At 65.8% G+C, this 21,431-nt stretch carries 18 protein-coding genes and 1 tRNA gene; 5 read left to right on the plus strand and 14 right to left on the minus strand.

Annotation, left to right across the window (positions count from 1 at the left end):
• Positions 1-51: 51 nt before the first annotated feature.
• The 4 genes from bhcD to bhcA form a co-directional block, all read right to left on the minus strand.
• Positions 52-1,011 carry an iminosuccinate reductase BhcD gene (gene bhcD, locus AC2D9V_RS07165; RefSeq protein WP_484713340.1) on the minus strand — a complete coding sequence of 320 codons (960 nt, stop codon included), beginning with the start codon at positions 1,009-1,011 and terminating at the stop codon, positions 52-54.
• An 84-nt stretch (positions 1,012-1,095) separates the two neighbouring features.
• The gene (bhcC, locus tag AC2D9V_RS07170; RefSeq protein ID WP_484713341.1) at positions 1,096-2,259 is read right to left on the minus strand and encodes a 3-hydroxy-D-aspartate aldolase BhcC; all 1,164 of its coding nucleotides are present in this window, start codon (positions 2,257-2,259) and stop codon (positions 1,096-1,098) included.
• Between the two features lie 4 nt (positions 2,260-2,263).
• A complete protein-coding gene (bhcB, locus tag AC2D9V_RS07175) occupies positions 2,264-3,235 on the minus strand; it encodes a beta-hydroxyaspartate dehydratase BhcB (RefSeq protein WP_484713342.1) in 972 nt (323 codons plus the stop codon).
• A 4-nt stretch (positions 3,236-3,239) separates the two neighbouring features.
• The gene (gene bhcA, locus AC2D9V_RS07180) at positions 3,240-4,430 is read right to left on the minus strand and encodes an L-aspartate--glyoxylate aminotransferase BhcA (protein WP_484713343.1); all 1,191 of its coding nucleotides are present in this window, start codon (positions 4,428-4,430) and stop codon (positions 3,240-3,242) included.
• 151 nt (positions 4,431-4,581) lie between these two features.
• Here bhcA and bhcR point away from each other — a divergent pair, with 151 nt between their 5' ends.
• The gene (gene bhcR, locus AC2D9V_RS07185) at positions 4,582-5,391 is read left to right on the plus strand and encodes an HTH-type transcriptional regulator BhcR (RefSeq protein ID WP_484713344.1); all 810 of its coding nucleotides are present in this window, start codon (positions 4,582-4,584) and stop codon (positions 5,389-5,391) included.
• A gap of 82 nt (positions 5,392-5,473) precedes the next feature.
• Here the strand turns inward: bhcR and AC2D9V_RS07190 are convergent, their stop codons facing one another.
• The 6 genes from AC2D9V_RS07190 to dapF form a co-directional block, all read right to left on the minus strand.
• The gene (locus AC2D9V_RS07190; protein WP_484713345.1) at positions 5,474-6,160 is read right to left on the minus strand and encodes a tellurite resistance TerB family protein; all 687 of its coding nucleotides are present in this window, start codon (positions 6,158-6,160) and stop codon (positions 5,474-5,476) included.
• Positions 6,161-6,223: 63 nt separating this feature from the next.
• Positions 6,224-9,793, minus strand: coding sequence for a hydantoinase B/oxoprolinase family protein (locus tag AC2D9V_RS07195; RefSeq protein WP_484713346.1), 3,570 nt, complete (start codon positions 9,791-9,793; stop codon positions 6,224-6,226).
• Between the two features lie 78 nt (positions 9,794-9,871).
• Positions 9,872-11,068 (minus strand): M20/M25/M40 family metallo-hydrolase, encoded by a 1,197-nt coding sequence (locus AC2D9V_RS07200; RefSeq protein WP_484713347.1) that lies wholly within the window; start codon positions 11,066-11,068, stop codon positions 9,872-9,874.
• Between the two features lie 141 nt (positions 11,069-11,209).
• On the minus strand, positions 11,210-11,620 hold the full coding sequence (locus AC2D9V_RS07205; RefSeq protein WP_484713348.1) for a c-type cytochrome: 411 nt from the start codon (positions 11,618-11,620) through the stop codon (positions 11,210-11,212).
• 142 nt (positions 11,621-11,762) lie between these two features.
• Positions 11,763-13,025, minus strand: coding sequence for a tRNA (N(6)-L-threonylcarbamoyladenosine(37)-C(2))-methylthiotransferase MtaB (mtaB, locus tag AC2D9V_RS07210; RefSeq protein ID WP_484713349.1), 1,263 nt, complete (start codon positions 13,023-13,025; stop codon positions 11,763-11,765).
• Positions 13,022-13,861: a diaminopimelate epimerase gene (gene dapF / locus AC2D9V_RS07215; RefSeq protein WP_484713350.1), complete on the minus strand. Its 840-nt coding sequence runs from the start codon at positions 13,859-13,861 to the stop codon at positions 13,022-13,024. The genes mtaB and dapF overlap by 4 nt, the downstream gene beginning before the upstream one ends.
• 96 nt (positions 13,862-13,957) lie before the next feature.
• Between dapF and AC2D9V_RS07220 the strand changes: the two genes are divergently transcribed.
• Positions 13,958-14,033: transfer RNA gene (locus AC2D9V_RS07220), tRNA-Lys, on the plus strand.
• A 64-nt stretch (positions 14,034-14,097) separates the two neighbouring features.
• On the opposite strand, the gene AC2D9V_RS07225 is transcribed toward AC2D9V_RS07220, so the two are convergent.
• From AC2D9V_RS07225 to AC2D9V_RS07235, 3 genes are all read right to left on the minus strand, one after another.
• Entirely contained in the window at positions 14,098-16,014 is a 1,917-nt protein-coding gene (locus tag AC2D9V_RS07225; RefSeq protein WP_484713351.1) for an amidohydrolase, read from the minus strand.
• 114 nt (positions 16,015-16,128) lie between these two features.
• Positions 16,129-16,833, minus strand: coding sequence for a winged helix-turn-helix domain-containing protein (locus AC2D9V_RS07230; protein WP_484713352.1), 705 nt, complete (start codon positions 16,831-16,833; stop codon positions 16,129-16,131).
• Positions 16,805-17,089, minus strand: a complete 285-nt coding sequence (locus AC2D9V_RS07235; RefSeq protein WP_484713353.1) for a hypothetical protein — start codon at positions 17,087-17,089, stop codon at positions 16,805-16,807. The genes AC2D9V_RS07230 and AC2D9V_RS07235 overlap by 29 nt, the downstream gene beginning before the upstream one ends.
• Before the next feature lie 252 nt (positions 17,090-17,341).
• Here AC2D9V_RS07235 and AC2D9V_RS07240 point away from each other — a divergent pair, with 252 nt between their 5' ends.
• The 3 genes from AC2D9V_RS07240 (at position 17,342) to AC2D9V_RS07250 (ending at position 19,799) form a co-directional block, all read left to right on the plus strand.
• The gene (locus AC2D9V_RS07240) at positions 17,342-17,830 is read left to right on the plus strand and encodes a hypothetical protein (protein WP_484713354.1); all 489 of its coding nucleotides are present in this window, start codon (positions 17,342-17,344) and stop codon (positions 17,828-17,830) included.
• 128 nt (positions 17,831-17,958) lie between these two features.
• Positions 17,959-18,591 (plus strand): ribonuclease HII, encoded by a 633-nt coding sequence (locus tag AC2D9V_RS07245; RefSeq protein ID WP_484713423.1) that lies wholly within the window; start codon positions 17,959-17,961, stop codon positions 18,589-18,591.
• A gap of 86 nt (positions 18,592-18,677) precedes the next feature.
• Positions 18,678-19,799, plus strand: coding sequence for a DNA methyltransferase (locus AC2D9V_RS07250; RefSeq protein ID WP_484713355.1), 1,122 nt, complete (start codon positions 18,678-18,680; stop codon positions 19,797-19,799).
• Positions 19,800-19,908: 109 nt separating this feature from the next.
• Here the strand turns inward: AC2D9V_RS07250 and AC2D9V_RS07255 are convergent, their stop codons facing one another.
• Entirely contained in the window at positions 19,909-21,423 is a 1,515-nt protein-coding gene (locus AC2D9V_RS07255) for a hypothetical protein (protein ID WP_484713356.1), read from the minus strand.
• Between the last annotated feature and the right edge of the window lie 8 nt (positions 21,424-21,431).

The raw sequence follows: 21,431 nt of genomic DNA on the forward strand, positions 1-21,431 counted from the left end.
GGGCGGGGCGCGGCTTCAACGGGGGTTCTTGTGCCCGTCACAATACTGGTCTCAGACCTCGACCTCGGTCCCCATCCCCCGCTCCCGCGCGCGCAGCACCGCGACTGCCGCGACGGCAAGGTCCTGCAGCCCGACGCCGGTGCCGTCGAAGAGCGTGACCTCCGATGCCGTCCGCCGACCGGGATGTCGCCCGATCAGGACATCGCCGATGGGCGTGATCGCGGTCGCGTCCAGAAGCCCCGCCGCCACCGCATGCTGGGCCTCGCCGATGGTGACGGACTGGGCCAGTTCATCGGCAAAGACCGAGGCCCGGCCAAGGAGGGCGGGTTCCACCTCCTGCTTACCCTTGGTGTCGGTGCCCATGCAGGCGAGATGCGTGCCATCCTTGACATGGGCCGACATCAGGCTGGCGGCAGGCGAGGAGGTGATGGTGATGATCACGTCCGCCTCGACCAGCCGCTCCAGCGTCACGGCTTCGAAGGGCAGGCCCAGTTCGGCGGCGACTTCGCCCAGCTTCGGCAGCATCTCGGGGTGGAGGTTCCAGGCGATGACCCTTTCGAACCGCCGCACCCGCGCCGCGGCGCGCAACTGGAACCCCGCCTGATGCCCGGCCCCGACCATGCCCAGCACCTTGGCATCCTTGCTGGCCAGCCGGTCGATGGAAATCGCCGAGGCCGCCGCTGTCCGAAGCGCGGTCAGAAGCCCCCCGCCGACCATCGCGGTGGGTCGCCCGGTATCGGGGTCGAAGAGGAAAACGGTGGACTGGTGGTTGATGATCCCCCTGGCTGCGTTGCCGGGGAAGTACCCGCCCGCCTTCACCCCCAGCATACCCCCGGCGCGGTCGAGCCCCGACTTGAAGCCGTACTGCCGGCCTTCCCCCAGCGCCTCACGGACGACGGGGAAGTTGTAGGCCTCACCCCGCGCCATGGCAGAGAAGGTGGCCTCGACCGCGGTGAAGGCGTCTTCGGGCGAGACGAGCCCGGCGATCAGGCTTTCGGGGATGATGAGCATGGGTCGGTCCTTTGGGACGGGCCGAGGACCGGGGGTTTCACACCCCCGGACCCCCGTGGGATATTTGTGGACGAAGAATGAGGCCTAATAAGCCTTGCCCCGGGCCGAGACCGGCCAGACGGATTCGACGACGCCGTTCCGCACCCCGACATACCAGTCATGCACGTTGCAGGTCGGGTCGCAGTGGCCGGGGACGAGCTTCAGCTTGTCGTTGACCTTGAGCACGCCCTGCGGGTCTTCGACCACGCCATGTTCGTCGCTGCATTTGACGTATTTCACGTCGGTCCGGCCGTAGACCACGGGCAGGCCGCTATCCACCGACTGCGCCTTCAGGCCCGCGTCGACGATGGCCTTGTCGGCCTTCGCGTGGGACATAACGCTCGTCAGGATGAAGAGCGCATTCTCCCATTCGCCCTGGTCGATCCGCTTGCCGTCCTGGTCGAGGATGCGGCCATAGTCGGCATCCATGAAGGCGTAAGAGCCGCACTGAAGCTCGTTGTAGACGCCTGAGGTGGACTCAAAGTAGTAGCTGCCGGTGCCGCCGCCGCCGACGATGTCGCAGTCCAGCCCTTCGGCCTTCAAGGTATCCACCGCATCCTTCACCATGGCGACGGCCACGTCGATCTTGGCCTTGCGGTCGGCGTAACTGTCCATGTGCTGCATCGCGCCCTGATAGGCCTGGATCCCCGCGAACTTCATCCCAGGTGCTGCGTCGATGGCCTTGGCCAGTGCCACCACTTCGGACGTGGTCTTCACCCCACAGCGCCCGGCACCGCAGTCGATTTCCACGAGGCATTCGATGGTCGTGCCATGTTTCACCGCCGCCGCCGAAAGGTCGGCCACGTTGTCGAGCATGTCGACGCAGACAATCGTCCGCGCGCCGAGTTTCGGCAGGCGCGCCAGGCGGTCGATCTTCGCCGGGTCGCGGACCTGGTTCGACACCAGCACGTCCTTGATGCCGCCGCGGGCGAAGACCTCGGCTTCGGAGACCTTCTGGCAGCAGACGCCGCAGGCCCCGCCAAGGCGTTCCTGAAGCTTTGCCACATCCACCGACTTGTGCATCTTGCCATGCACGCGGTGGCGCATGCCGTGGGCCTTGGCGTAGTCGCCCATCTTGATGATGTTCCGCTCCAGCGCGTCGAGGTCGAGGACCAGGCAGGGCGTCTGGATCTCGGCCTCGGTCATGCCGGGGAGGGCGGGGATGTCGTAGCCGACATCATAGCTCTTGAAATCTGCGTGCTTGTTCATGGTGTTACCCTTTCATCCAGGGGAGTTTGTCCAGATCGACGTTGCCGCCGGTGATGATGATGCCGACGCGCTTGGCCATGAAGGCCGCGCGGTTCTTCAGGACCACGGCCAGCGGAACGGCGCTGGAGGGTTCCATGACCACGCGCAGGTGCTTCCAGGTGAGCTTCATCGCATCGATGATCTCTTGTTCCGACGCGGTGTAGATTTCGGAGACGTGGTTCGACACGAAGTGCCAGGTCAGGTCCTTCAGCGGGACGAGGAGGCCGTCGGCGATGGTCTTCGGCGCGTCATCGGCGATGATGTGCCCGGCCTTGAAGCTGCGGTAGGCATCGTCGGCCTGTTCGGGTTCCGCCGCGATGATCTTCGTTTCCGGTGCCAGCGTGGAAAGCGTCAGGCAGGTGCCCGAGATCATGCCGCCCCCGCCGATGGGCGCGACCACCATGTCAAGGCCGCCGGTCTGTTCCATGAACTCACGCGAGCAGGTGCCTTGGCCTGCGATCACGCGGGGGTCGTTGTAGGGGTGGACAAAGTCGCCCCCGGTGCAGGCCTGCACTTCGGCAAAGGTCGCCTCCCGGCTGGTGGTCGAGGGTTCGCATTCTGTGATGACGCCGCCGTAGCGGCGGACGGTGTCCTTCTTCGCCTGCGGCGCGGTGCGGGGCATGACCACGTTGCAGGGGATGCCGCGCAACATGGCGGCGTAGGAGAGGCAAGAGGCGTGGTTGCCGCTGGAATGGGTGGCGACGCCGAGCCTTGCCTGGTCATCGCTGAGGCCGAAGACCGCGTTCGTGGCCCCCCGCACCTTGAAGGCGCCGGGTTCCTGGAAGTTCTCGCATTTGAAGAAAAGCTCGCAGCCGGCGAGTTCGTTCAGATAGTCCGAGGTGCGGACCGGGGTCTGGCGGATATGCGGGCGGATGCGGTCATGCGCGGCCAGCATGTCGTCATAGGTGGGGATCATCAGTCCGTTCATGTCCTTCATCGTCTCACTCCGCTGCCAGCGCCATTGCGGGCACTGTGCCGCGATAGTAATCCTGCGCCGCTGCGACCCCTGAGCCGAGCTTGATCGGCCAGCCGAGGTCGGCCATGCACATCTCGGCCGTGGCGAGGCCGGAGAGGACCATCACGTCGGTCAGCATGCCAAGGTGGCCGATGCGGAAGACCTTCCCGGCGACTTCACCGAGGCCGACGCCAAAGGCGACGCCGTATTTGCTTGCGGCAAGCTGGACGAGCGCGGTGCCGTCGCAGCCGGGCGGGACCTTCACCGCCGTCACGGTGTCGGAGTAAAGGTCAGGGCTGGCCGCATAGGGCGTCATGCCCCAGGCGCTGATCGCCCGGCGCACACCTTCGGCAAGGCGGTGATGACGGGCGTAGACATTCTCCAGCCCCTCAGTTTCAAGCAGGTCGATGGCATGGGCAAGGCCCGCGATCAGGCCGACCGGGGGCGTATAGGGAAAGCCGCCGCGGGCATAACTTGTCAGCATGTCACGAAAGTCGAAGAAGGTGCGGGGCAGGGTGGCCGTCTCCATCGCGGCGATGGCCTTGGGCGAGACGCCGAGGATCGCGAGGCCCGCAGGCAGCATGAAGCCCTTCTGGCTGCCGGCCACGGCGATGTCGACGCCCCAGGCGGTGAACTCGAACGGCATGGAGCCGATGGAGGAGACGCCGTCGACGAAAAGCATCGCCTTGTGCCCGGCCGCATCCATCGCGCGGCGGATGCCGGCGATGTCGGATTTCACGCCGGTGGCGGTTTCGTTATGGGTGGCGAGGACGGCCTTGATCGTGCCGGTCCTGTCGGCCTTCAGTGCGGCCTCGATCTGGCCGAGGGGCGCGCCCTGGCCCCAGGGGGTCTCGATGATCCGGACGTTCAGACCATGGCGCTGGCAAAGGTCGATCCAGCGGTGGCTGAACATGCCGAAGCGGGCGGCAAGGACGGTGTCGCCTGGGGAGAGGGTGTTGGAGACCGCCGCTTCCCACCCGCCGGTGCCGGTGGAGGGGAGGAGGATGACCTCGCCCGCGTCCATCTTCAGGACGCGCCGCACGCCGTCGACCGCCGGCTTGAAGATCCGCGCGAAGGCGGGGCTGCGGTGGTCGAGCGTGGGCATGTCACAGGCCTTGCGCACGCTCTCTGGGATGTTTGTGGGGCCGGGAATGAAGACGGGGTTCTGGAACGACATCGCGAATCCTCCCTGGAGCGATGGGATCAATCTAGGCCCGGTGCACCCGTGGCACAATTTTTTCGAAAAGATTTTTCATTTCGTATGAGGGATGCTATTCTGCCATTTGAACAAGGGCTTGCGCTTTTTCAGGCTGAAGGGGAGCGTCACGATGGCACAGAAACCGCGCGGGCGGCCGAAGGCGTTTCATGACAAGACCGACCAGAACACGGTTCAGGCCCTGGACCGGGCGCTGCACCTTCTGGAGCATCTGGCGCAAGGGCCGGGGCGCACGCTTTCGGAGCTGGCGGAAGAGACGGGACAGGCCGTCGCCACGACCTTCCGGGCGCTTCAGACCCTGCAGGCGCATGGGATGGTGGAGGTGGAGGAACCGGGACAGCTTTGGCACATCGGGGCCGGGGCGTTCCGGATCGGGACGGCCTTCCTGCGCCGGACCAAGGTGGTGGAGCGGGCGCGGCAGCCGATGGATCAGTTGATGCGCGACACGGGCGAGACGGCGAACCTTGGGGTGGAAGTGCGGGGCGAGGTGCTGTTCCTGGCTCAGGTCGAGACGAGCGAGGCGATCCGCGCCTTCTTTCCGCCGGGGACCAAGGGGCCGATGCATTCCAGCGGGATCGGGAAGGCACTTCTGGCCTGGTACCCGGAGGAGAGGGTGGCCGGGATCATCGCGCGGCAGGGGCTGGAGAAGTTCACCTCACTGACGATCACCAGCGACACGGCGCTGATGCGTGACCTCTCCCGAACCCGCGAGCGTGGCTTTGCCATTGACGATCAGGAACGGGCCGAGGGGATGCGCTGCATCGCGGCCCCGATCTTCAATGCCTATGCCGAGCCGGTGGCGGGATTGTCGGTCTCGGGCCCTGCGTTCCGCGTGGGGTTGTCGGACGCCGCCCGGATCGGGGCGCTCGTCCGCGCCGCCGCTGATCGCGTGACCGAAGCGACGGGTGGGGTCAGGCCCTGAAGGGACGCTCATCGAGCCATCCGGCTCTCTTCGCTGGCGGGACGCAACCGAAGAAGGCCGTCAGGCTTGATGAGGGGTTCCGTCAGGCCAGCTTGGCGGCCTGGGCGTGCAGGCTGTCGACCAGCGCCGGGTCAAGATTCAGACGGCGGGCCAGCGCGGCGAGATAGGCCTTTTCCTCGGCGTTGTCGGGGTCGATCGCCAGGAGCGACACGGCGTAAATCTGCGTTGCCTCGGCGTCGGACCCCGCCAGCGCGGCGATCCGGTCGACGTCCAGCGGCGTGTCAAGCTCGGCGGCGATCAATTCTGCCGCCTCATCCTCAAGCCCGAGGTTCGCCAGCTGCCCGTCGATCCGGGCGCGCTCGTCGGAGGTCACATGGCCATCGGCTTTGGCCGCCGCGATCATCGCACGGAGCAGGCTGGTGGCCAGCCGGTCGGCATCCGCGCCTTCTGGCTGAAATCCTGATCCCGGCGGGGGCAGGGCGGTGGGATCGCTGCCGCCTTGTCCGGCCTTCCAGTCCTCATAGGCCTTGAAGGCCAGCGCGCCGATTGCGGCCATGCCGCCGACCTTGACACCGGTGCCCAGCATCCGCCGCCCGCCTTGCGTCATCAGCACAGCCAGAAGCCCGCCGGCAATCGCGCCCTTGCCCATGGTGGACTGGCTGTCCCAGGCCCCTTTCGCCTTTTCGGCAAGGCCCTTCGCGCCCTGGCCGCCGGTCGCCTGGTTCAGCCCGCCGATCAGGCTGTCGAGAAGGGATTTCGCGTTCAGCATCGTGACCTCCTGTTCTTGTCCCGCAGATATGGCCATGCCGGGATCACCCTGCAATGACAGTTTTCACCCCCATCCCCCGCCCCCGGGGGTACGCATCTCGAATACGGCGCCGGGTGGCAGGTCGCATTCGTCGTTGCCGGCAAGCGCCTGCACCCGGCCGTCCGGCCAGTGAACACGGTTCTCGCCGACCGCTCCGGGCTTGCCACCCGCAGCGCCGAAGGGCGCGACTTTGCGGCTGCCGCAGAGCGTGGTCACCGTGACTGGGGCAAGGAAGCGCAACCGTCGCACGGCACCGTCGCCACCCCGCCAGCGGCCTTCCCCGCCCGAGCCGTGGCGGATCGACAGTTCCTCCAGCCGCACGGGGAAGCGCTTCTCCAGCACCTCGGGATCGGTCATCCTTGTGTTGGTCATGTGGCTTTGCACCGCGCTGCAGCCATCGAACCCCGGCCCGGCCCCGGTGCCGCCGCAGATAGTCTCGTAATTCTGGAAGGCCTCGTTGCCCCAGATGAAGTTGTTCATCGTGCCCTGCGCTGCCGCGACTACTCCAAGTGCGCCGTACAGAGCATTGCAGGCGGACTGGCTGACCTCGGTATTCCCCGCGATCACCGCCGCAGGCGCGCGCGGGTTCAACAACGTCCCCTCCGGCACGATGATGGTCAGGGGGGCGAGGCACCCTTCGTTCAGCGGGATCGGCTTTCCCACCAGCGTGCGGAACACGTAGAGGACCACCGCCCGCGTCACCGCCTGCGGGGCGTTGTAGTTGCCGGAATGCTGCGGGCTGGTGCCGGTGAAGTCGATGGTGGCCCTGCGGCCGGGCCGGTCCACCGTCACCCGCACCTGAATGGTCGTTCCGATATCCATCGGATAGCTGAAGGCCCCGTCCTGCAGCCGGTCGATCACTGCACGCACGCATTCCTCGGCATTCCGCTGCACATGGCCCATGTAGGCGGCCACCACCCGAGCGCCGTGGAGCGAGACGATGCGAAGGAGTTCCCGTCGCCCCGTTTCATTTGCGGCGATCTGCGCCTTGAGATCGGCGAGGTTCTGGTCCGGCGACCGGCAGGGCCAAGGGCCAGAGGCGAGAAGCGCCCGCGTCTCGGCCTCACGCAGGCGGCCCTCGGCGACGAGCAAAAAGAGGTCGATCACGACGCCCTCTTCCTCGATCCGGGTGCTGTCCGGTGGCCCGGACCCCGGGGTACGGCCGCCTATGTCGGCATGGTGCCCGCGTGAACTCAGCCAGAAGGCGGGCTTTCCGTCCACGAAGACCGGCGTGATGACAGTCACGTCCGGCAAGTGCGTCCCGCCGTTCCAGGGTGAGTTCAGCATCCAGGCATCACCTTCGCGCGCCGTTGCCCCCACCGCCGCGATCACCGTCTTCACCGCGTGTGACATGGAACCGAGGTGCACCGGCACATGCGGAGCATTGGCCACGAGATCGCCCGCCGCATCGAAGATCGCGCAGGAAAAATCCAACCGTTCCTTGATGTTAACCGACCATGCCGTGTTCGCCAGCGTCGCACCCATCTGGTCGGCGATCGACATGAAGAGGTTGTTGAAGACCTCCAGAAGGACCGGGTCGGCCTTGGTGCCTGCGGCCGCAAGCCGGGTGATGGCAGTCTCTCGGGTCAGGATCAGGTTCGCCTGCGCGTCGACCCGCGCGGTCCACCCGGGCTCGACAATCACCGTCCCAGTCGCCTCGGCAATGACGGCTGGCCCGTCGATCCGGGTAGCTGTCCCGCAATCCTCGCGCCGGTAAAGCGGCACATCCTGCCAGCGCCCCTCCGCCCAGAGGGTCAGGGTCGCAGCCGGGGGGCCCGCCTGCGCTCCGGGGTCGATTGGAGGCGGCGCGGATCCACCGCCGGCGGCCTCTGCGGCAAGCATCTCGAAGAGTACCGCGCGTTCGGGCGAGGTAAAGCCGAAGCGGGCCTGATGGGCGGCGGCGAAGGCCTCGCGCATCGCCGCCTCGGTGCCGAAGGGCACCGGAAGCGACTGGTGAGACCCGTCATAGCGCAAATGCGCGGTCAGTGTGGTCTGGGGTGACGGAATGCCCTGCGCCCAAAGTTCGGCCACCGCCTCACCAGCCAGCGCCGCGATCCGGGTTTCAGCCTTCGTCAAGGCCGACAGGGGTGCGTCGAACTGCGCCTCACGCAAGCTCCGCAGGTCGGCAAGGCCCATCCCGAAGGCCGAAAGCACCCCGGCGAAGGGATGCAGGAACACCCGCCGCATGCCCAAGGTATCGGCGACCCCGCAGGCATGCTGCCCGCCCGCCCCGCCAAAGCACTGCAGCGTGTAGCCCGTCACGTCATGCCCGCGCTGGACGGATATCTTCTTGATCGCATTGGCCATGTTGTCGATGGCGATGCGCAGGAATCCCTCGGCCACCACCTCGGGTGGGTGCAGCCGTCCGGTGACCGCCGCAATCTCCTGCGCCAGGGCCATGAACTTTACGCGCACGATGCCCGGGTCCAGCCGTTCGTCGCCATTCGGGCCAAAGACGGCGGGGAAATGATCCGGCGACAGCCGCCCCAGCATCACGTTACAGTCGGTGATCGTCAGCGGCCCGCCCCGGCGATAGCTGGCAGGACCGGGATTCGCCCCGGCACTTTCCGGGCCGACCTGAAAGCGCCCGTCGCGGAAGGAACAGATCGACCCGCCGCCGGCTGCGACCGTGTGGATGTCCATCATCGGCGCGCGCATCCGGACGCCAGCGACCTCCGTCTCGAACGACCGTTCATAATCCCCCGCGAAGTGGCTGACATCGGTCGAGGTCCCGCCCATGTCAAAGCCGATAAGCCGGTCGAACCCTGCAGCCACGGCCGTCCGCGCCATGCCGACGATGCCACCCGCCGGGCCGGACAGGACCGCATCCTTGCCCTGGAAGCGCCCTGCCTCGGTCAGCCCGCCACTCGACTGCATGAAGAGAAGCCGCCCGGTCGCGCGGCCCATGTCCAGCGCCCCTTCGACCTGCGCCACGTAACGGCGGAGGAGGGGGGAGAGGTAGGCATCGACCACCGTCGTGTCCCCGCGCGGCACCAACTTGGCCAGCCGAGAGACGCGGTGCGAGAGCGACACCTGGGTGAACCCGGCCTCTTCGGCAAGGCGACCGACGCGCGCCTCGTGATCGGGGTTGACGTGTCCGTGCATCAGGGCGACGGCGACGGCGGTGATGCCCTCGGCCTGCGCCTTGGCCAGTGCCGCGCGGACGGCGTCCTCGTCCAGCGGGCGCACCTCGCGCCCCTCGGCGTCAAGGCGGCCGGGGACCTCGGCCACGGTTTCGTAAAGCAGATCCGGGCGGCGGATGTTCAGTTCGAAAAGCTGCGGGCGGGCCTGGGTGCCAATGCAGAGGAGGTCGGCAAAGCCCTCGGTGATCAGGAGAAGAACCCGCTCTCCCTTCCGCTCCAGAAGGGCGTTGGTGGCGACCGTGGTGCCCATCTTGACCGCAGAGATGGCTCTTTCGGGGATCAGCTCACCCGGCGCAAGGCTCAGGCAGTCGCGGATGCCCTGCACGGCGGCGTCGGGGTAGCGTTCGGGGTTCTCGGACAGAAGCTTTGCCGTCACCAGCCGACCATCAGGGCTGCGCCCGACGATATCGGTGAAGGTGCCGCCACGGTCGATCCAGAATTCCCAGGCCATGCAGTCCCCCTTGTCTTGGGGGGCAGGCTAGCGAAGGAACGTGCCGGGGTGAAGGCTTGGCCCTTACCCCGGCCCCCATCACAGCGTCGCCAGTTCCACCGCCAGCCGGCAGCCTTGGGCGTATTCCGGCAGGTGGACGTATTCCTTGATCGTGTGGATCTCGTACTGCCCCGCGCCGATGGTGACGGTGGGCACCCCGGCCTTGTCCAGCCAGTTGGCGTCAAGGCCGCCGTTCGAGAAGATGTAGACCGGCTTCATGCCGAGGGCCTCCACCGCCTTCACCGCATGGCGGACCACCGGGGCATCCTCGCCCAGGTTGAAGGGCGGGTAGGCCTTGACGTTCGTGAACTCCATCCCCGCCATCTCGCCCTCGGTATCTGTCACCTGGGTGCGGGCTTTCTCGAAGGCAGCGCGGATGCCGGCGGTGATCGCGGCTGTGAATTCTTCCTTCGGGCTCCGCGCCTCGCCGCGCAGCCAGGCGTAGTCGGTGACCACGTTCGTGGCATCGCCCGCCGCCTTCATGTCCTTGCCGCCGAAGATGCCGACGTTCGAGGTCCCGTGCCCGTCAGGCTTCACGATCTTGCCGAACCAGCCGGCCGCCTTTGTCTCGGCCAGGCCGAGGGCGCCAACCATCGTGGCCGAAATGCCCTTGTCCGGCGCCACGCCTGCATGGGACGCCTTGCCGGTGATCGCGACCTCCCAGTTCTCCTGCCCTACCGCGCCGATGATGAGTTCGGAGGCAAGCTTGCCATCCACGTTGAAGCACATGACCGCGCCGTTCAGGTCCTTGGGATCCAGTTCACGCGCGCCGTGTAGCCCGCTTTCCTCGCGCACGGTGAAGAGAAGCGTGATCGGCGGGTGCGGGAGGTTGTGCTTCAGAAGGGTCTCGACCAGCACGACGAGAAGCGCGCAGCCGGTGCGGTTGTCGCCACCAAGCGCGGTCGTGCCGTCGCCGACGATCCGGTCGCCTTCGATTCGCGGTTTTGCCCCGGCACAGAGCGGCACCGTGTCGAGGTGGGTGGAGAACAGAAGGCGCGGGCCGGGCCTTGTACCCGGCAGGTCGACGATCAGGTTCCCCGTCTGGGTCGGCAGCGGGATCTTTGCGGCAACGTTGTCGAACCGGATGGCACTGGCGGGAACGCCAATCGCGATCAGGTCATCGCGGATCGCGTTGGCGATCGCCTCTTCCTCGCCGGTGACGCCGTCGATGGCGAGGTAGCGCATGAGGTATTTCTCTGCTGAGGCAACGTCGAGATGCTGGCTTGCGTTGGCCATGGGGTTCCTCCTCCGGGTGTTTGGGTGCGGGGGATTCGCCCGCAACTGGTGGGAGAGGATCGCACGAAGCCCTAGTCCCGCAAGCGAAACTTCCATGAAGAAAGGTGCCTGCCGGACGCGAACATCCGACAGGCGCTGCTTCTATTGCTCCTGGATCGATTCCAGGTACTTGGCCAGCGAAAGCACACGCCCCCTGACCTCCAGAACGCTGCCATAGGCGCCTTCCGAGTCGCCAATCTCGTCAGAGAAGACCTGCCCCCAGAGCGGCATCACGCCTCCATGCGCCCGGACACCGGAACGGCCATCGATCACTTGCAGCACGTTCAGCATCGGAAAGACGCCGCCGTTGTTCTTGGCCAGAAGCTTGAGGTTTGGTGACGGGATGTTCACGACGTTGGCCATGTCGCCGTCACCCATCCCCGATGCACCGTGGCAGGCTGCACAGTAGTCCATGTAGAGCATCTGCCCGGGATCAGCCTCTTGCGCCAAGGCGACGCCGGTTGCTGTCAGGCCAGAGAAAAGTGCAGTCATCAGCAGGTAAGTCGATCTCATCTTCAATACTCCTATTGAAGTGTTTCAACGCTGAAACTTTACGCTTCACCGCGTCAGAATGCCTTGACTCAGGTCATTAGATTGAAAGCTGAGGATAGATTTGCATGAGAAGCTGTGCCGGATATGCCGGACAGCCTGGACGTCAGACCAGCAGGCTGCTGCTGTCCCGGCCCTTGATCACCACCTCAAGAATCGTTCCCTCGGGCTGGTCGGCGGTGAAAGCGACCTCGGTGAACTGCTCGGTCCGGCCAAGACGCGGGCCTTCGGTCAGAACGCGGTGGGTGCGTCCGACCTGAGCCTCCAGATGCCGGGCAAGGGCCTGATCGCCCAGGGCGCGCAGCCGGGCGGCGCGCTCCTTGATCTCCGGCCCCTTCACCTGTGGCATCCGCGCCGCCGGGGTGCCCTTGCGCGGGCTGAACGGAAAGACGTGCAGAAAGGTCAGCCCGCAATCCTCGACCAGCGCCAGCGATTGCCGGAACATCGCCTCCGTCTCGGTCGGAAAGCCCGCGATGATGTCTGCCCCGAAGATCATGTCCGGGCGAAGCGCCCGAACCTCATGGCAGAAGCGGATCGCGTCGTCCCGAAGGTGCCGCCGCTTCATCCGCTTCAGGATCATGTCGTCCCCGGCCTGCAGGCTGAGGTGCAGATGCGGCATCAGGCGCGGCTCGGTCGCGATGGCCTCGATCAGCGCGGGGTCGGCCTCGATGCTGTCGATGGAACTGATCCGCAGGCGCGGCACCGAGGTCAGCTTCAGGATGCGCCGCACCAGGTCACCGAGACGAGGGGTGGCTGGCAGGTCCGCACCCCAGGAGGTCAGGTCCACCCCGGTCAGCACCACCTCGTTGAAGCCCTTGTCGACCAGCCGGCTGATCTGGTCCACCACCACCCCGGCAGGGACAGACCGCGAGTTGCCGCGGCCATAGGGAATAATGCAGAACGTGCACCGGTGATCGCAGCCGTTCTGCACCTGCACATAGGCGCGGTGCCGCCCGAACCCGTCGATCAGGTGGCCTGCGGTCTCGCGCACCGACATGATGTCGTCGACCTGCACCCGTTCGGTCGTGCCGATCAGGTCCGGCGCGGCAAGGCCGGCCCAGGTCTCGGCCTGCATCTTCTCGTGGTTGCCGACGACGCGCGTGACTTCGGGCATGGCCGCAAAGGTCGCGGGTTCGGTCTGCGCGGCACAGCCGGTGACGATGACCGGAGCGCCGGGGTTTTCCCGGGCAAGCCGACGGATCTCCTGCTTTGCCTTCCTGACCGCCTCGGCCGTCACGGCACAGGTGTTCACCACCACTGCACCCTCAACGCCGGCGGCGGCGGCAAGCTCGCGCATCGCCTCGGTCTCATAGGCGTTCAGGCGGCAACCAAGGGTCGCAAAGACCGGAGGGCGCTGCGGGGCGTTCATGCGTGCGCAGCGATGTAGTCGGGCGACAGCACCCCGTCGAAGACGCGCGCCACCGGCCCGGTCAGCCAGACGCCATCGTCGCGCCAGTCGACCTCCAGCATGCCGCCATCTACCTCAAGCACAACCCGCGGCCCGATCATGCCCCGCAGATGGGCGGCCACCGCCGTGGCGCAGGCACCCGAGCCGCAGGCGAGCGTGATGCCCGTCCCCCGCTCCCACACCCGCAACCGCAGGCGACAGGGCGAGATCAGGCTGGCGAACTCCACGTTCGTTCGCTGCGGGAAAAGCGGGTCATGCTCGATCTGCGGACCAATGCCCGCAAGGTCCACGGCCCCGGCGTCCTCGACGAAATGCACGGCATGCGGGTTGCCCATGCCGACCGCCACCGGGTCTCCGGGAAGGGGAAGGTGCAGGTGGTCCACCTCGCGCGCAAGCGGAACCTGCCGCCAGTCAAGCTGCGGCTGCCCCATGTTCACCCAGACCCGGCCATCCTCGGCACGCTGGGCGACCAGTTCACCCCGCGCAGTGGTCAGGGTCACCCGGTCGGTGCCCAGCTCCTGCATCATGAAATCCGACACGCAGCGCGTGGCATTGCCGCAGGCCCCGGCCTGGCTGCCGTCGCTGTTCCAGAAGACCAATCTGAAGTCCGCGCTGTCCGAGGCCGTGATCTCGGCCAGCTGGTCAAATCCCACACCGCGATTCCGGTCGCCGATCGCCCGCGCCAGCGCAGCCGTCATCGCCGGCCCACCCCTACGCCGGTCGATCACCACAAAGTCGTTGCCCGCGCCATGCATCTTCATGAACGGCAGGCCGGTCTGGCGGCTGAAATCCTTCATGCCCCGGCATATACGCCCGCCCGCCCGCTTTTGAAAGACACGCTTCGTTTTTGCCCTTGACCCCCAAGGCCGCCATGCCTAATCAGCCGCTTCGTGGGGCCGGTAGCTCAGTTGGTAGAGCAGCTGACTTTTAATCAGCGGGTCACAGGTTCGAATCCTGTCCGGCTCACCACTCACAAGCAAAGGCCCGGACCGCAAGGTCCGGGCCTTTGTGATTTCCCGGTCCGCGGGGTCCTTCAGTTCACTTCCGAGGCGGCAATGTCCGCACCGATCACCGAGGTCATGAACCGCGACACGCAGGCCCCGGAGTGTTGCGCCGCCATCCGGTCCGACAGAGCGATCCCACGACCCGTCAGCGCGCCTGCCCCCTCGAAGCGCAGCGTTGCCTGCCGCAGGAAGTCGCCATAGGGGTTGGATCCGTCCGCCGGCGGGCGGTATTGCAGCCGGCCTTCCTTCTGCCCGGCCTCATAGACCGTCACGCCCTCCTTGATCGTCTGGGCAATGGTCAGGCTGTCCAGCGTTTCAGGGTCGATGGCGGTCGGATCGCCTGACAGGATCACGAGGTCAGCCAGTTTGCCCACCTCGATCGAGCCTTTCCGGTCCTCCTCGAAGTACTGATAGGCAGGCCAGAGTGTCATCGACTTCAGCGCGGTGATCACATCCACCCGCTGGTCCGGCCCGATGATATCGCCCGACCGCGACCGGCGGGTCACGGTCGCATCGAGGACCCGAAGCGAATCGGGGAAGGCGACCGGAGCGTCGTGGTGCGATGAGAACATCATCCCGCGCTCGACCATCCAGCCGGTGGGCGAGATGTCGTTCGACACGACTGGCCCGACGGTATGGTCGCGGTGCCAGTCGCCCCAGTAGAAGGTGTGCATCGGGAACAGGGACGGGAAGATGCTAAGGCGGCGGATCGGGTCGATCTGGTCCTCGCGCAGGAACTGCCCGTGGATCAGCACCGGGCGCCGGTCGGCCGGGCCATGCTTCGCCTCAGCCGCCGCCGAGGCCGCGATCAGCATGTCCGATGCGCCCTCGCCGTTCGAATGGGTCAGAAGCTGGATGTTGTTGGCATAGGCCCAGTCGATGGCATCGGTGACCTTCTCCATTGGCTGCGCGGCATAGCCAAGATAGCCGGGCGGGTAGTTCCCCACCGGGTCGTGATAGGGCCGGTCCCGCAGCGCGGTGAACCCCTGCGGCGAGCCGTCGATGGAAAGCTTCGCCCCGCCCAGCCGGTAGCGGTTGACATACTCGCGCGAAACATTGGCGATGATGTAGTCGCGGTCGTCCATCACCTCCATGTGCGAGATGACATCGATCCTGAACCCGCCTTCCGCGGCGACGGCCTTCATGATCTCGGCCGTTCCCTTGGTCGATCGGCCTTCGGTTGCCGTGGTATAGCCGTAGCGCGCCCAAAGCTCGGACCCGGCCTTCATGATCGTCTTCATACTTTCCGTGTCGATCGAGCCCAGGAGCTTGATCAGGACAGCGTAATGCGCGTTCTCTTCCATCACGCCCGTCGCATCGCCATTGGCATCGCGCACGATGACCCCGCCCGGGGGGTTCGGCGTGTCGGCGGTGATCCCGGCAACTTCCAGCGCCTTGGTGTTCGCGGTGCCAAGGTGGGCCGACTGGTGCACGATGTAGATCGGGATGTCGGTCGAGATCGCGTCAAGCTCCTGCCGGGTCGGATGACGCAGTTCGGCAAGCTGCGAATTGTCATAACCGAAACCGATGATGATGCCGGCCTTCTCGATCACCGCTCCGTTCTCGGCGATCCAGTCGCGCAGGGTCTTTTGCAGGCTGGCGATGTCGGTGACCTCGCCGTCCGGCGGGGCCAGGAGGTTCGCCGAAATCGCCTGAACGCCGCCCGCAAAAATATGTCCGTGCGCATCGACGAACCCCGGGATCAGCGCGCGACCTTCAAGCTCGGTCACTTCCGTGCCCTCGCCCTTCAGCGCCATGATCTCCTCGACCGTGCCGACCGCGATGATCTCGCCATCCCTGACCGCCACTGCCTCGGCGCGGGGCTGGGCATCGTTCATCGTCAGGACCGGGCCGCCGATGAAGATGCGGTCCGCCACGTCCTGTGCTGCGGCAGGAAGGCCAACAAGCAGGGCGACGGCAATCGGAAGGAATCGCTTTGTCAGCATGGCGGGTCCACTCACCTTCTGGTCAGGATCACTTACTCCGGAGCAGGCTAACACGCTGAGGCATTGCGATTGCAACATTTGTTGCAAAGCGCTGCCAGGCTTTCTGGCGAAATCTCAGATCATGCGGATCGTGTCCTTGCCCACCGCCAGCATGTAGCCGCGCCGGGCGACCGTCTTGACCAGAAGTTCGCTGACCAGCTGGTTGCCCAAGGCATCGCGCAACCGCTTGACCCGCGTCGCGCCAGCCGCCTCGTCGCAGTCCGCCTCGTTCCGGCCAGAGATCACCGCCTCGATCTGCGCGCCGGTCAGCACCTCGTCGTCCATCCGCGCTTCGGCCAGCACGGACAGAGTCTCCAGCGCCGCTTCGGTCAGGGCGAATTCCAGATCGTTGATGTAGACCGCCCGCGCCTCGCGGCTGATCATCAGGCTCGATACCTGGATCCCCGACCGCTGGATCGCCGAGATCCTCCGGTTCAGCGCGATGATCATCACCAGGAAGACCAGCGCTGCGATCAGCATCGCGGTCGAAAAGACCAGCAGCACGAAGATCACGCTCCGGTAGCTGACCAGCACCTCGGAGAACGCGGTTCCCGACTGGGCGAGGATCTCCAAGAGCTTGATCTCCGCCCCGGTCGTCAGGTCGTCGTTTTCCACGAAGATCTGCGTGACCTTGGCGTTGAAGGCGTTCGCGTCCGGCAGGTTCAGGAACAGGAACAGCGCCGCCGCCAGAAGGATCAGGACGATGGCGGCAATTCCAAAGGCAACCACGCGGTTGCCGGCCTTCAGGCTTTCAGTAACGGAGGAAGAATTCTCCGGCACTCGCTTTCCTTTCTTCCAGACCTTCTGGCCCGAATGTGGACAGAACGTTCAGAAGCGTCCAGCCGTCGCCTGCCAGTCGTGGCGCCAATTCGCCTGCCGCCGCGTCGGGCGAACAGTTCGCGTCCGACACCTGCGACACACCGTAGCGCAGCGTCAGGGGATCGTCACGTTTGACCTTGTAGTCGGCATAACACTCCGCCGCAGCCGGGGCAGCAAAGGCCAGCCCAAGAAGTGCTGCAAGGATGAGTCGTTTCATGATGTCGCTCCGGAAGGGCCGTGCCCTCGTATCGGGGCAAGAATGGGCAAGGCCGCGCTGATATTCAATATCACAGCGCAAGGGAGGCGTCTGTTGGGGCAATGCCTACCCGGATCCCCGCCCTGCTATCCCATAGCAACCCGGCGTTATTGCTTACACCGGCCGTCCACCCCCAGCCTTTTCTCATCACGGGCCTGACCTCGCCGGTTCACGGGTCCGCAACGGAAAAGCGCACAAGGTCAGGAGGACCGCATGAGCCTCGAACTCAGGAAAAAGCCCCGCCACATCGCCTCGCGGGGGATCGCCGAGACCACGATGTCAGGACGCAGGCTTGCCGGCATGGTGACCGCCGGTGCCGTCGCCCTTGCAATCGCGCTGGGGACGGCCCTGCCGGCGAAGGCCGACAGGAAGGACGATCTCGCGAAGGCGCTTCTCGGTGCGCTGGTCGTCGGCGTCATCGTGAACGAGCTGAACGACAGGCCGAAGCCCACACCGCCGGCACCGGTCGTCGTGCCGCCCGAACCGGTGCGGACGAACCGCGTTCCCGCCGTCTGCGCGATCACCATCGACGGGGCGCAGCAGTCGGTGACGCTTTACCCCGAAAGCTGCCTCCGCCGCGAAGGCTTTGACCGCCGTCTGCCGCGCAGCTGTGCCAACCAGGCCAGCGTCTTCGGGCGCGATGACAAGGTATATTCCGCGCAATGCCTGCGCGATGCCGGGTTCCGCGTCTCCGGCCGATGAGGAGAGACGCGCTGTCGGGCGGGGGTGCCCTTTGACCCCGCCCGCTCCTGAGGGGTGGAGGGGTGAGCAGCCTCCACCCCGCCTTCTTCGCTCTTCCGTGGATCGCCGTTCCGCGCTACTCGGATGGAATGGCATGCACCGCTCCCAATTTCACGCACGAGACCCGGGTCCGTTCGCTCGGCGCGCTGCGCGTGGCGGGGGTGGATGAGGTCGGGCGCGGCCCCCTTGCCGGCCCCGTCACCGCCTGCGCCGTTGTCCTCGACCCCGCGCGCATCCCTGAAGGCCTCAACGACTCAAAGACCCTCACCGCGGCCCGGCGCGAAGAGCTTTTCGTCCAGATCATGGACGTCGCCGAAGTCAGCATCGCCCATGCCACGGTCGAGGAAATCGATGCCCTGAACATCCTGCGGGCCAGCCACCTTGCCATGGAACGCGCCCTCGCGGCCCTTTCCGCCGACCACGCGCTGATCGACGGCAACCTCCTTCCCCGCGGCCTGACCTGCAACGCCACCGCCATCGTCGGTGGGGACGCCCTCAGCCTTTCGATCGCCGCCGCCTCGATCGTGGCCAAGGTCACGCGGGACAGGATCATGGTGGATTTGGCGCAACAGCACCCCGGCTACGGCTGGGAGACAAATGCCGGATACCCGACGAAGGCACATCTGGCTGCGTTGCAAAACCTTGGTGTTACCCCTTGGCATAGACGTTCGTTCCAGCCGGTCCACAACATATTGTATCAAGAGTTTTCTGTAACCTCTTGATTCAATAAAGAATTTGACGACGAATCGCCTCTGAATCATGCTTTGCACAACATCGGCACACAGAAGATGCCGGGGCAGAGGCAGAGATGACGACCAGGAATACCGCGGCAAATGGCTTGCTGCCGCTGAACCAGATCCTTGCAGGGGACTGCATCGACGTGATGAACCGGCTGCCTGCCGGGTCCGTCGACCTGATCTTCGCCGACCCGCCCTACAACCTCCAGCTTCGCGGCGATCTCCACCGCCCGGACAACAGCCTTGTCGACGCGGTGGACGACCACTGGGACCAGTTCTCCAGCTTCGCCGCCTATGACACTTTCACCCGTGACTGGCTTGCTGCCGCCCGACGGCTCCTGAAGCCGAACGGCGCGATCTGGGTGATCGGCAGCTATCACAACATCTTCCGCCTGGGCGCGATCCTACAGGATCAGGGCTTCTGGCTTCTGAACGATGTCATCTGGCGCAAGTCGAACCCGATGCCGAACTTCCGCGGCAAGCGACTGACCAACGCGCATGAGACGCTGATCTGGGCCAGCCGGGACGAGGCAGCGAAGTACACCTTCAACTACGAGGCGCTGAAGGCGCTGAACGACGGCATCCAGATGCGGTCCGACTGGGTCATCCCGCTTTGCACCGGGCACGAACGGCTGAAGGACGACAAGGGCGACAAGGCCCACCCGACCCAGAAGCCCGAGGCGCTCTTGCACCGCGTGATCGTGGCCACCACGAACCCCGGCGACGTGATCCTTGATCCTTTCTTCGGCACCGGAACCACCGGTGCTGTCGCCAAGATGCTCGGCCGCGATTTCATCGGCATCGAGCGCGAGGAGGCCTATCGCAAGGCAGCCCAGGCCCGCATCGACCGCGTCCGCCGTTTCGATGCCTCGGCTATGGAGATCACCGGCTCGAAACGCGCCGAACCCCGTGTGCCGTTCGGCCAGGTGGTCGAACGCGGCATGCTGCGGCCGGGCGAGGAACTCTTCAGCCTCGGCAACCGTCACAAGGCCAAGGTCCGTGCCGACGGCACGCTGATCGGAAACGACGTCAAGGGGTCCATCCACCAGGTCGGCGCCGCCCTCGAAGGTGCGCCAAGCTGCAACGGCTGGACTTACTGGCACTTCAAGCGGGACGGAAAGATGGTCCCGATCGATATCCTGCGCCAGCAGATCCGCGCTGAAATGGAGGCTGAGGATCGCCCCGCGCATTGAATAGGTAGGACGGGCATTGCTGCCCGTCCTGCGAACCGGAACACGCCTGTCCCCTGGTCCGCCTGGGGGACACCTTCCCCGCCGTGATGTCACGGCGGGGTTTTTTTTATCATCCGTCCCGCTTGAAGAACCGGAACCCCGCCGTCCGGGCCACTTCCTTGTAGTTTTGGAATACTTCTGCCCAGGCCGGATCCTCTGCCATATAGGCCAGCCAGTCGAACCGCGGCTCGGGGAAGAACCCTGGGTCAAGCTCGACGATCAAGAGGTCCGGTTCGGTCCGCATCATGTCCGCGATATTGTCGCTCCGGTTCTTCGCACCGATCGCACGTAGGGCAGCACACCGGTCGGGGTCGGCCACGCAGTCGGTCTTGCCCAGCTCTTCAACCGCGCCCGGCACCAGCCAGTTCGCAGGATATCGGCTGACCCATTCCGCGCCGGTCGCCATATGGACGGGCGGGCCTGCGAAGAGCGAGCTTGAAAGCGAGATGAAACTGTCGAACTCACCTACCTGATCGGCCACGGCATCAAGGTGGTTGATCACCGGATGCTTGGGAAATCCCTGCCGCAGGCCCAGCGTCGCCAGCCCGACAAAGGCAATCGCCACGGCCGCATAGACCGGCGCAAAGCTCCTCGCCTTCGCCAGCACGATCGCGCAAGCCACCATCCCGAAGACCGACACCGGGATCAGGTGATAGGGAAAGGCCGTCCCCTGCACCCAGAAGCTGGCCAGCGCCGCAAGGGTCACCGCCCCAAAGACCGCCGGCCCCGGGGCCACCCAGACCTCCCGGTCCCGGAGCGCAAAGAGAACCGGGAAAAGCAAGAGGAGCACCCGCGGATAAACCGCCGCAACCAGCATTCCGGCGTCCGTCTTGTATGCGCCATAGACCTGGCTGGCCATCGGGACGATGTCGAAAAGATAGGCCGGATGGACGACCGCCACGTAAGCGACATAGGCCAGCCCAACGCCTAGGAAGACCAGGTTCGCGGGCGACAGGATCGGCCTCAAGGACCGCGTCCGCACGATCCAGACCAGCGTGACCGCGATGGGATAAAGCACGAAATGCGGCTTCAGACAGACGCCCAGCGCCGCCACCATGGCGCGCGGCACATCCACGCGGGCACTTGGCTGCGTGCCTGTAACCTGCCCCAGAAGCCAGGGCATCATCAGGATCACCAGGCTTTGCTCACGCTGGCCGATGCTGTCCAGCGCCGGGATGACCATGGCCGCCCCGATCCCGATAAGCAGAAGCGCCTGCCGTGAGGGGGAAAGTCCGAACTCGTTCCGGATGATCGTGCCGCACCAGAGAAGCGAGCAGAAGAGCATCAGCGCGGTCAGGATGTACTGGCCGTTGGTATCGCTGACGCCAAGGTTGTCCGCGATCAGGATGGCGGGCACGGTGAAGTAGAAGTTCAGCGGCGGATTGACCTCGACCACCATCTCGTAAAGCACCGCGCCGTTCAGCCAGTCACGCGTGCCCATCAGATACCAGGCGACATCGTCGGTGATCGGCCGATCCCAGAACAGGACCAGCACGATCAGGGCAACGCCCGTCGCGATCGCCGGGATGAACCACGCCCACCGGACCGCGACTCTGGGCGGACCGGGCCTGTCCCTGCCACCCATTCGCAAGG

The sequence above is a fragment of the Tabrizicola sp. T46 genome, from assembly GCF_057219895.1.

Bases quoted from the DNA above. Each gene is read 5' to 3' on its own strand.
- AC2D9V_RS07190 (WP_484713345.1), bottom strand. From the start codon at position 6,160: ATGCTGAACGCGAAATCCCTTCTCGACAGCCTGATCGGCGGGCTGAAC.
- bhcR (WP_484713344.1), top strand. From the start codon at position 4,582: ATGGCACAGAAACCGCGCGGGCGGCCGAAGGCGTTTCATGACAAGACC.
- AC2D9V_RS07255 (WP_484713356.1), bottom strand. From the start codon at position 21,423: ATGGGTGGCAGGGACAGGCCCGGTCCGCCCAGAGTCGCGGTCCGGTGG.
- mtaB (WP_484713349.1), bottom strand. From the start codon at position 13,025: ATGAACGCCCCGCAGCGCCCTCCGGTCTTTGCGACCCTTGGTTGCCGC.
- AC2D9V_RS07240 (WP_484713354.1), top strand. From the start codon at position 17,342: ATGAGCCTCGAACTCAGGAAAAAGCCCCGCCACATCGCCTCGCGGGGG.
- dapF (WP_484713350.1), bottom strand. From the start codon at position 13,861: ATGAAGGATTTCAGCCGCCAGACCGGCCTGCCGTTCATGAAGATGCAT.
- AC2D9V_RS07250 (WP_484713355.1), top strand. From the start codon at position 18,678: ATGACGACCAGGAATACCGCGGCAAATGGCTTGCTGCCGCTGAACCAG.
- AC2D9V_RS07245 (WP_484713423.1), top strand. From the start codon at position 17,959: ATGGCATGCACCGCTCCCAATTTCACGCACGAGACCCGGGTCCGTTCG.
- AC2D9V_RS07235 (WP_484713353.1), bottom strand. From the start codon at position 17,089: ATGAAACGACTCATCCTTGCAGCACTTCTTGGGCTGGCCTTTGCTGCC.
- bhcB (WP_484713342.1), bottom strand. From the start codon at position 3,235: ATGAAGGACATGAACGGACTGATGATCCCCACCTATGACGACATGCTG.
- bhcA (WP_484713343.1), bottom strand. From the start codon at position 4,430: ATGTCGTTCCAGAACCCCGTCTTCATTCCCGGCCCCACAAACATCCCA.
- AC2D9V_RS07200 (WP_484713347.1), bottom strand. From the start codon at position 11,068: ATGGCCAACGCAAGCCAGCATCTCGACGTTGCCTCAGCAGAGAAATAC.
- AC2D9V_RS07205 (WP_484713348.1), bottom strand. From the start codon at position 11,620: ATGAGATCGACTTACCTGCTGATGACTGCACTTTTCTCTGGCCTGACA.
- AC2D9V_RS07195 (WP_484713346.1), bottom strand. From the start codon at position 9,793: ATGGCCTGGGAATTCTGGATCGACCGTGGCGGCACCTTCACCGATATC.
- bhcD (WP_484713340.1), bottom strand. From the start codon at position 1,011: ATGCTCATCATCCCCGAAAGCCTGATCGCCGGGCTCGTCTCGCCCGAA.
- AC2D9V_RS07225 (WP_484713351.1), bottom strand. From the start codon at position 16,014: ATGCTGACAAAGCGATTCCTTCCGATTGCCGTCGCCCTGCTTGTTGGC.
- bhcC (WP_484713341.1), bottom strand. From the start codon at position 2,259: ATGAACAAGCACGCAGATTTCAAGAGCTATGATGTCGGCTACGACATC.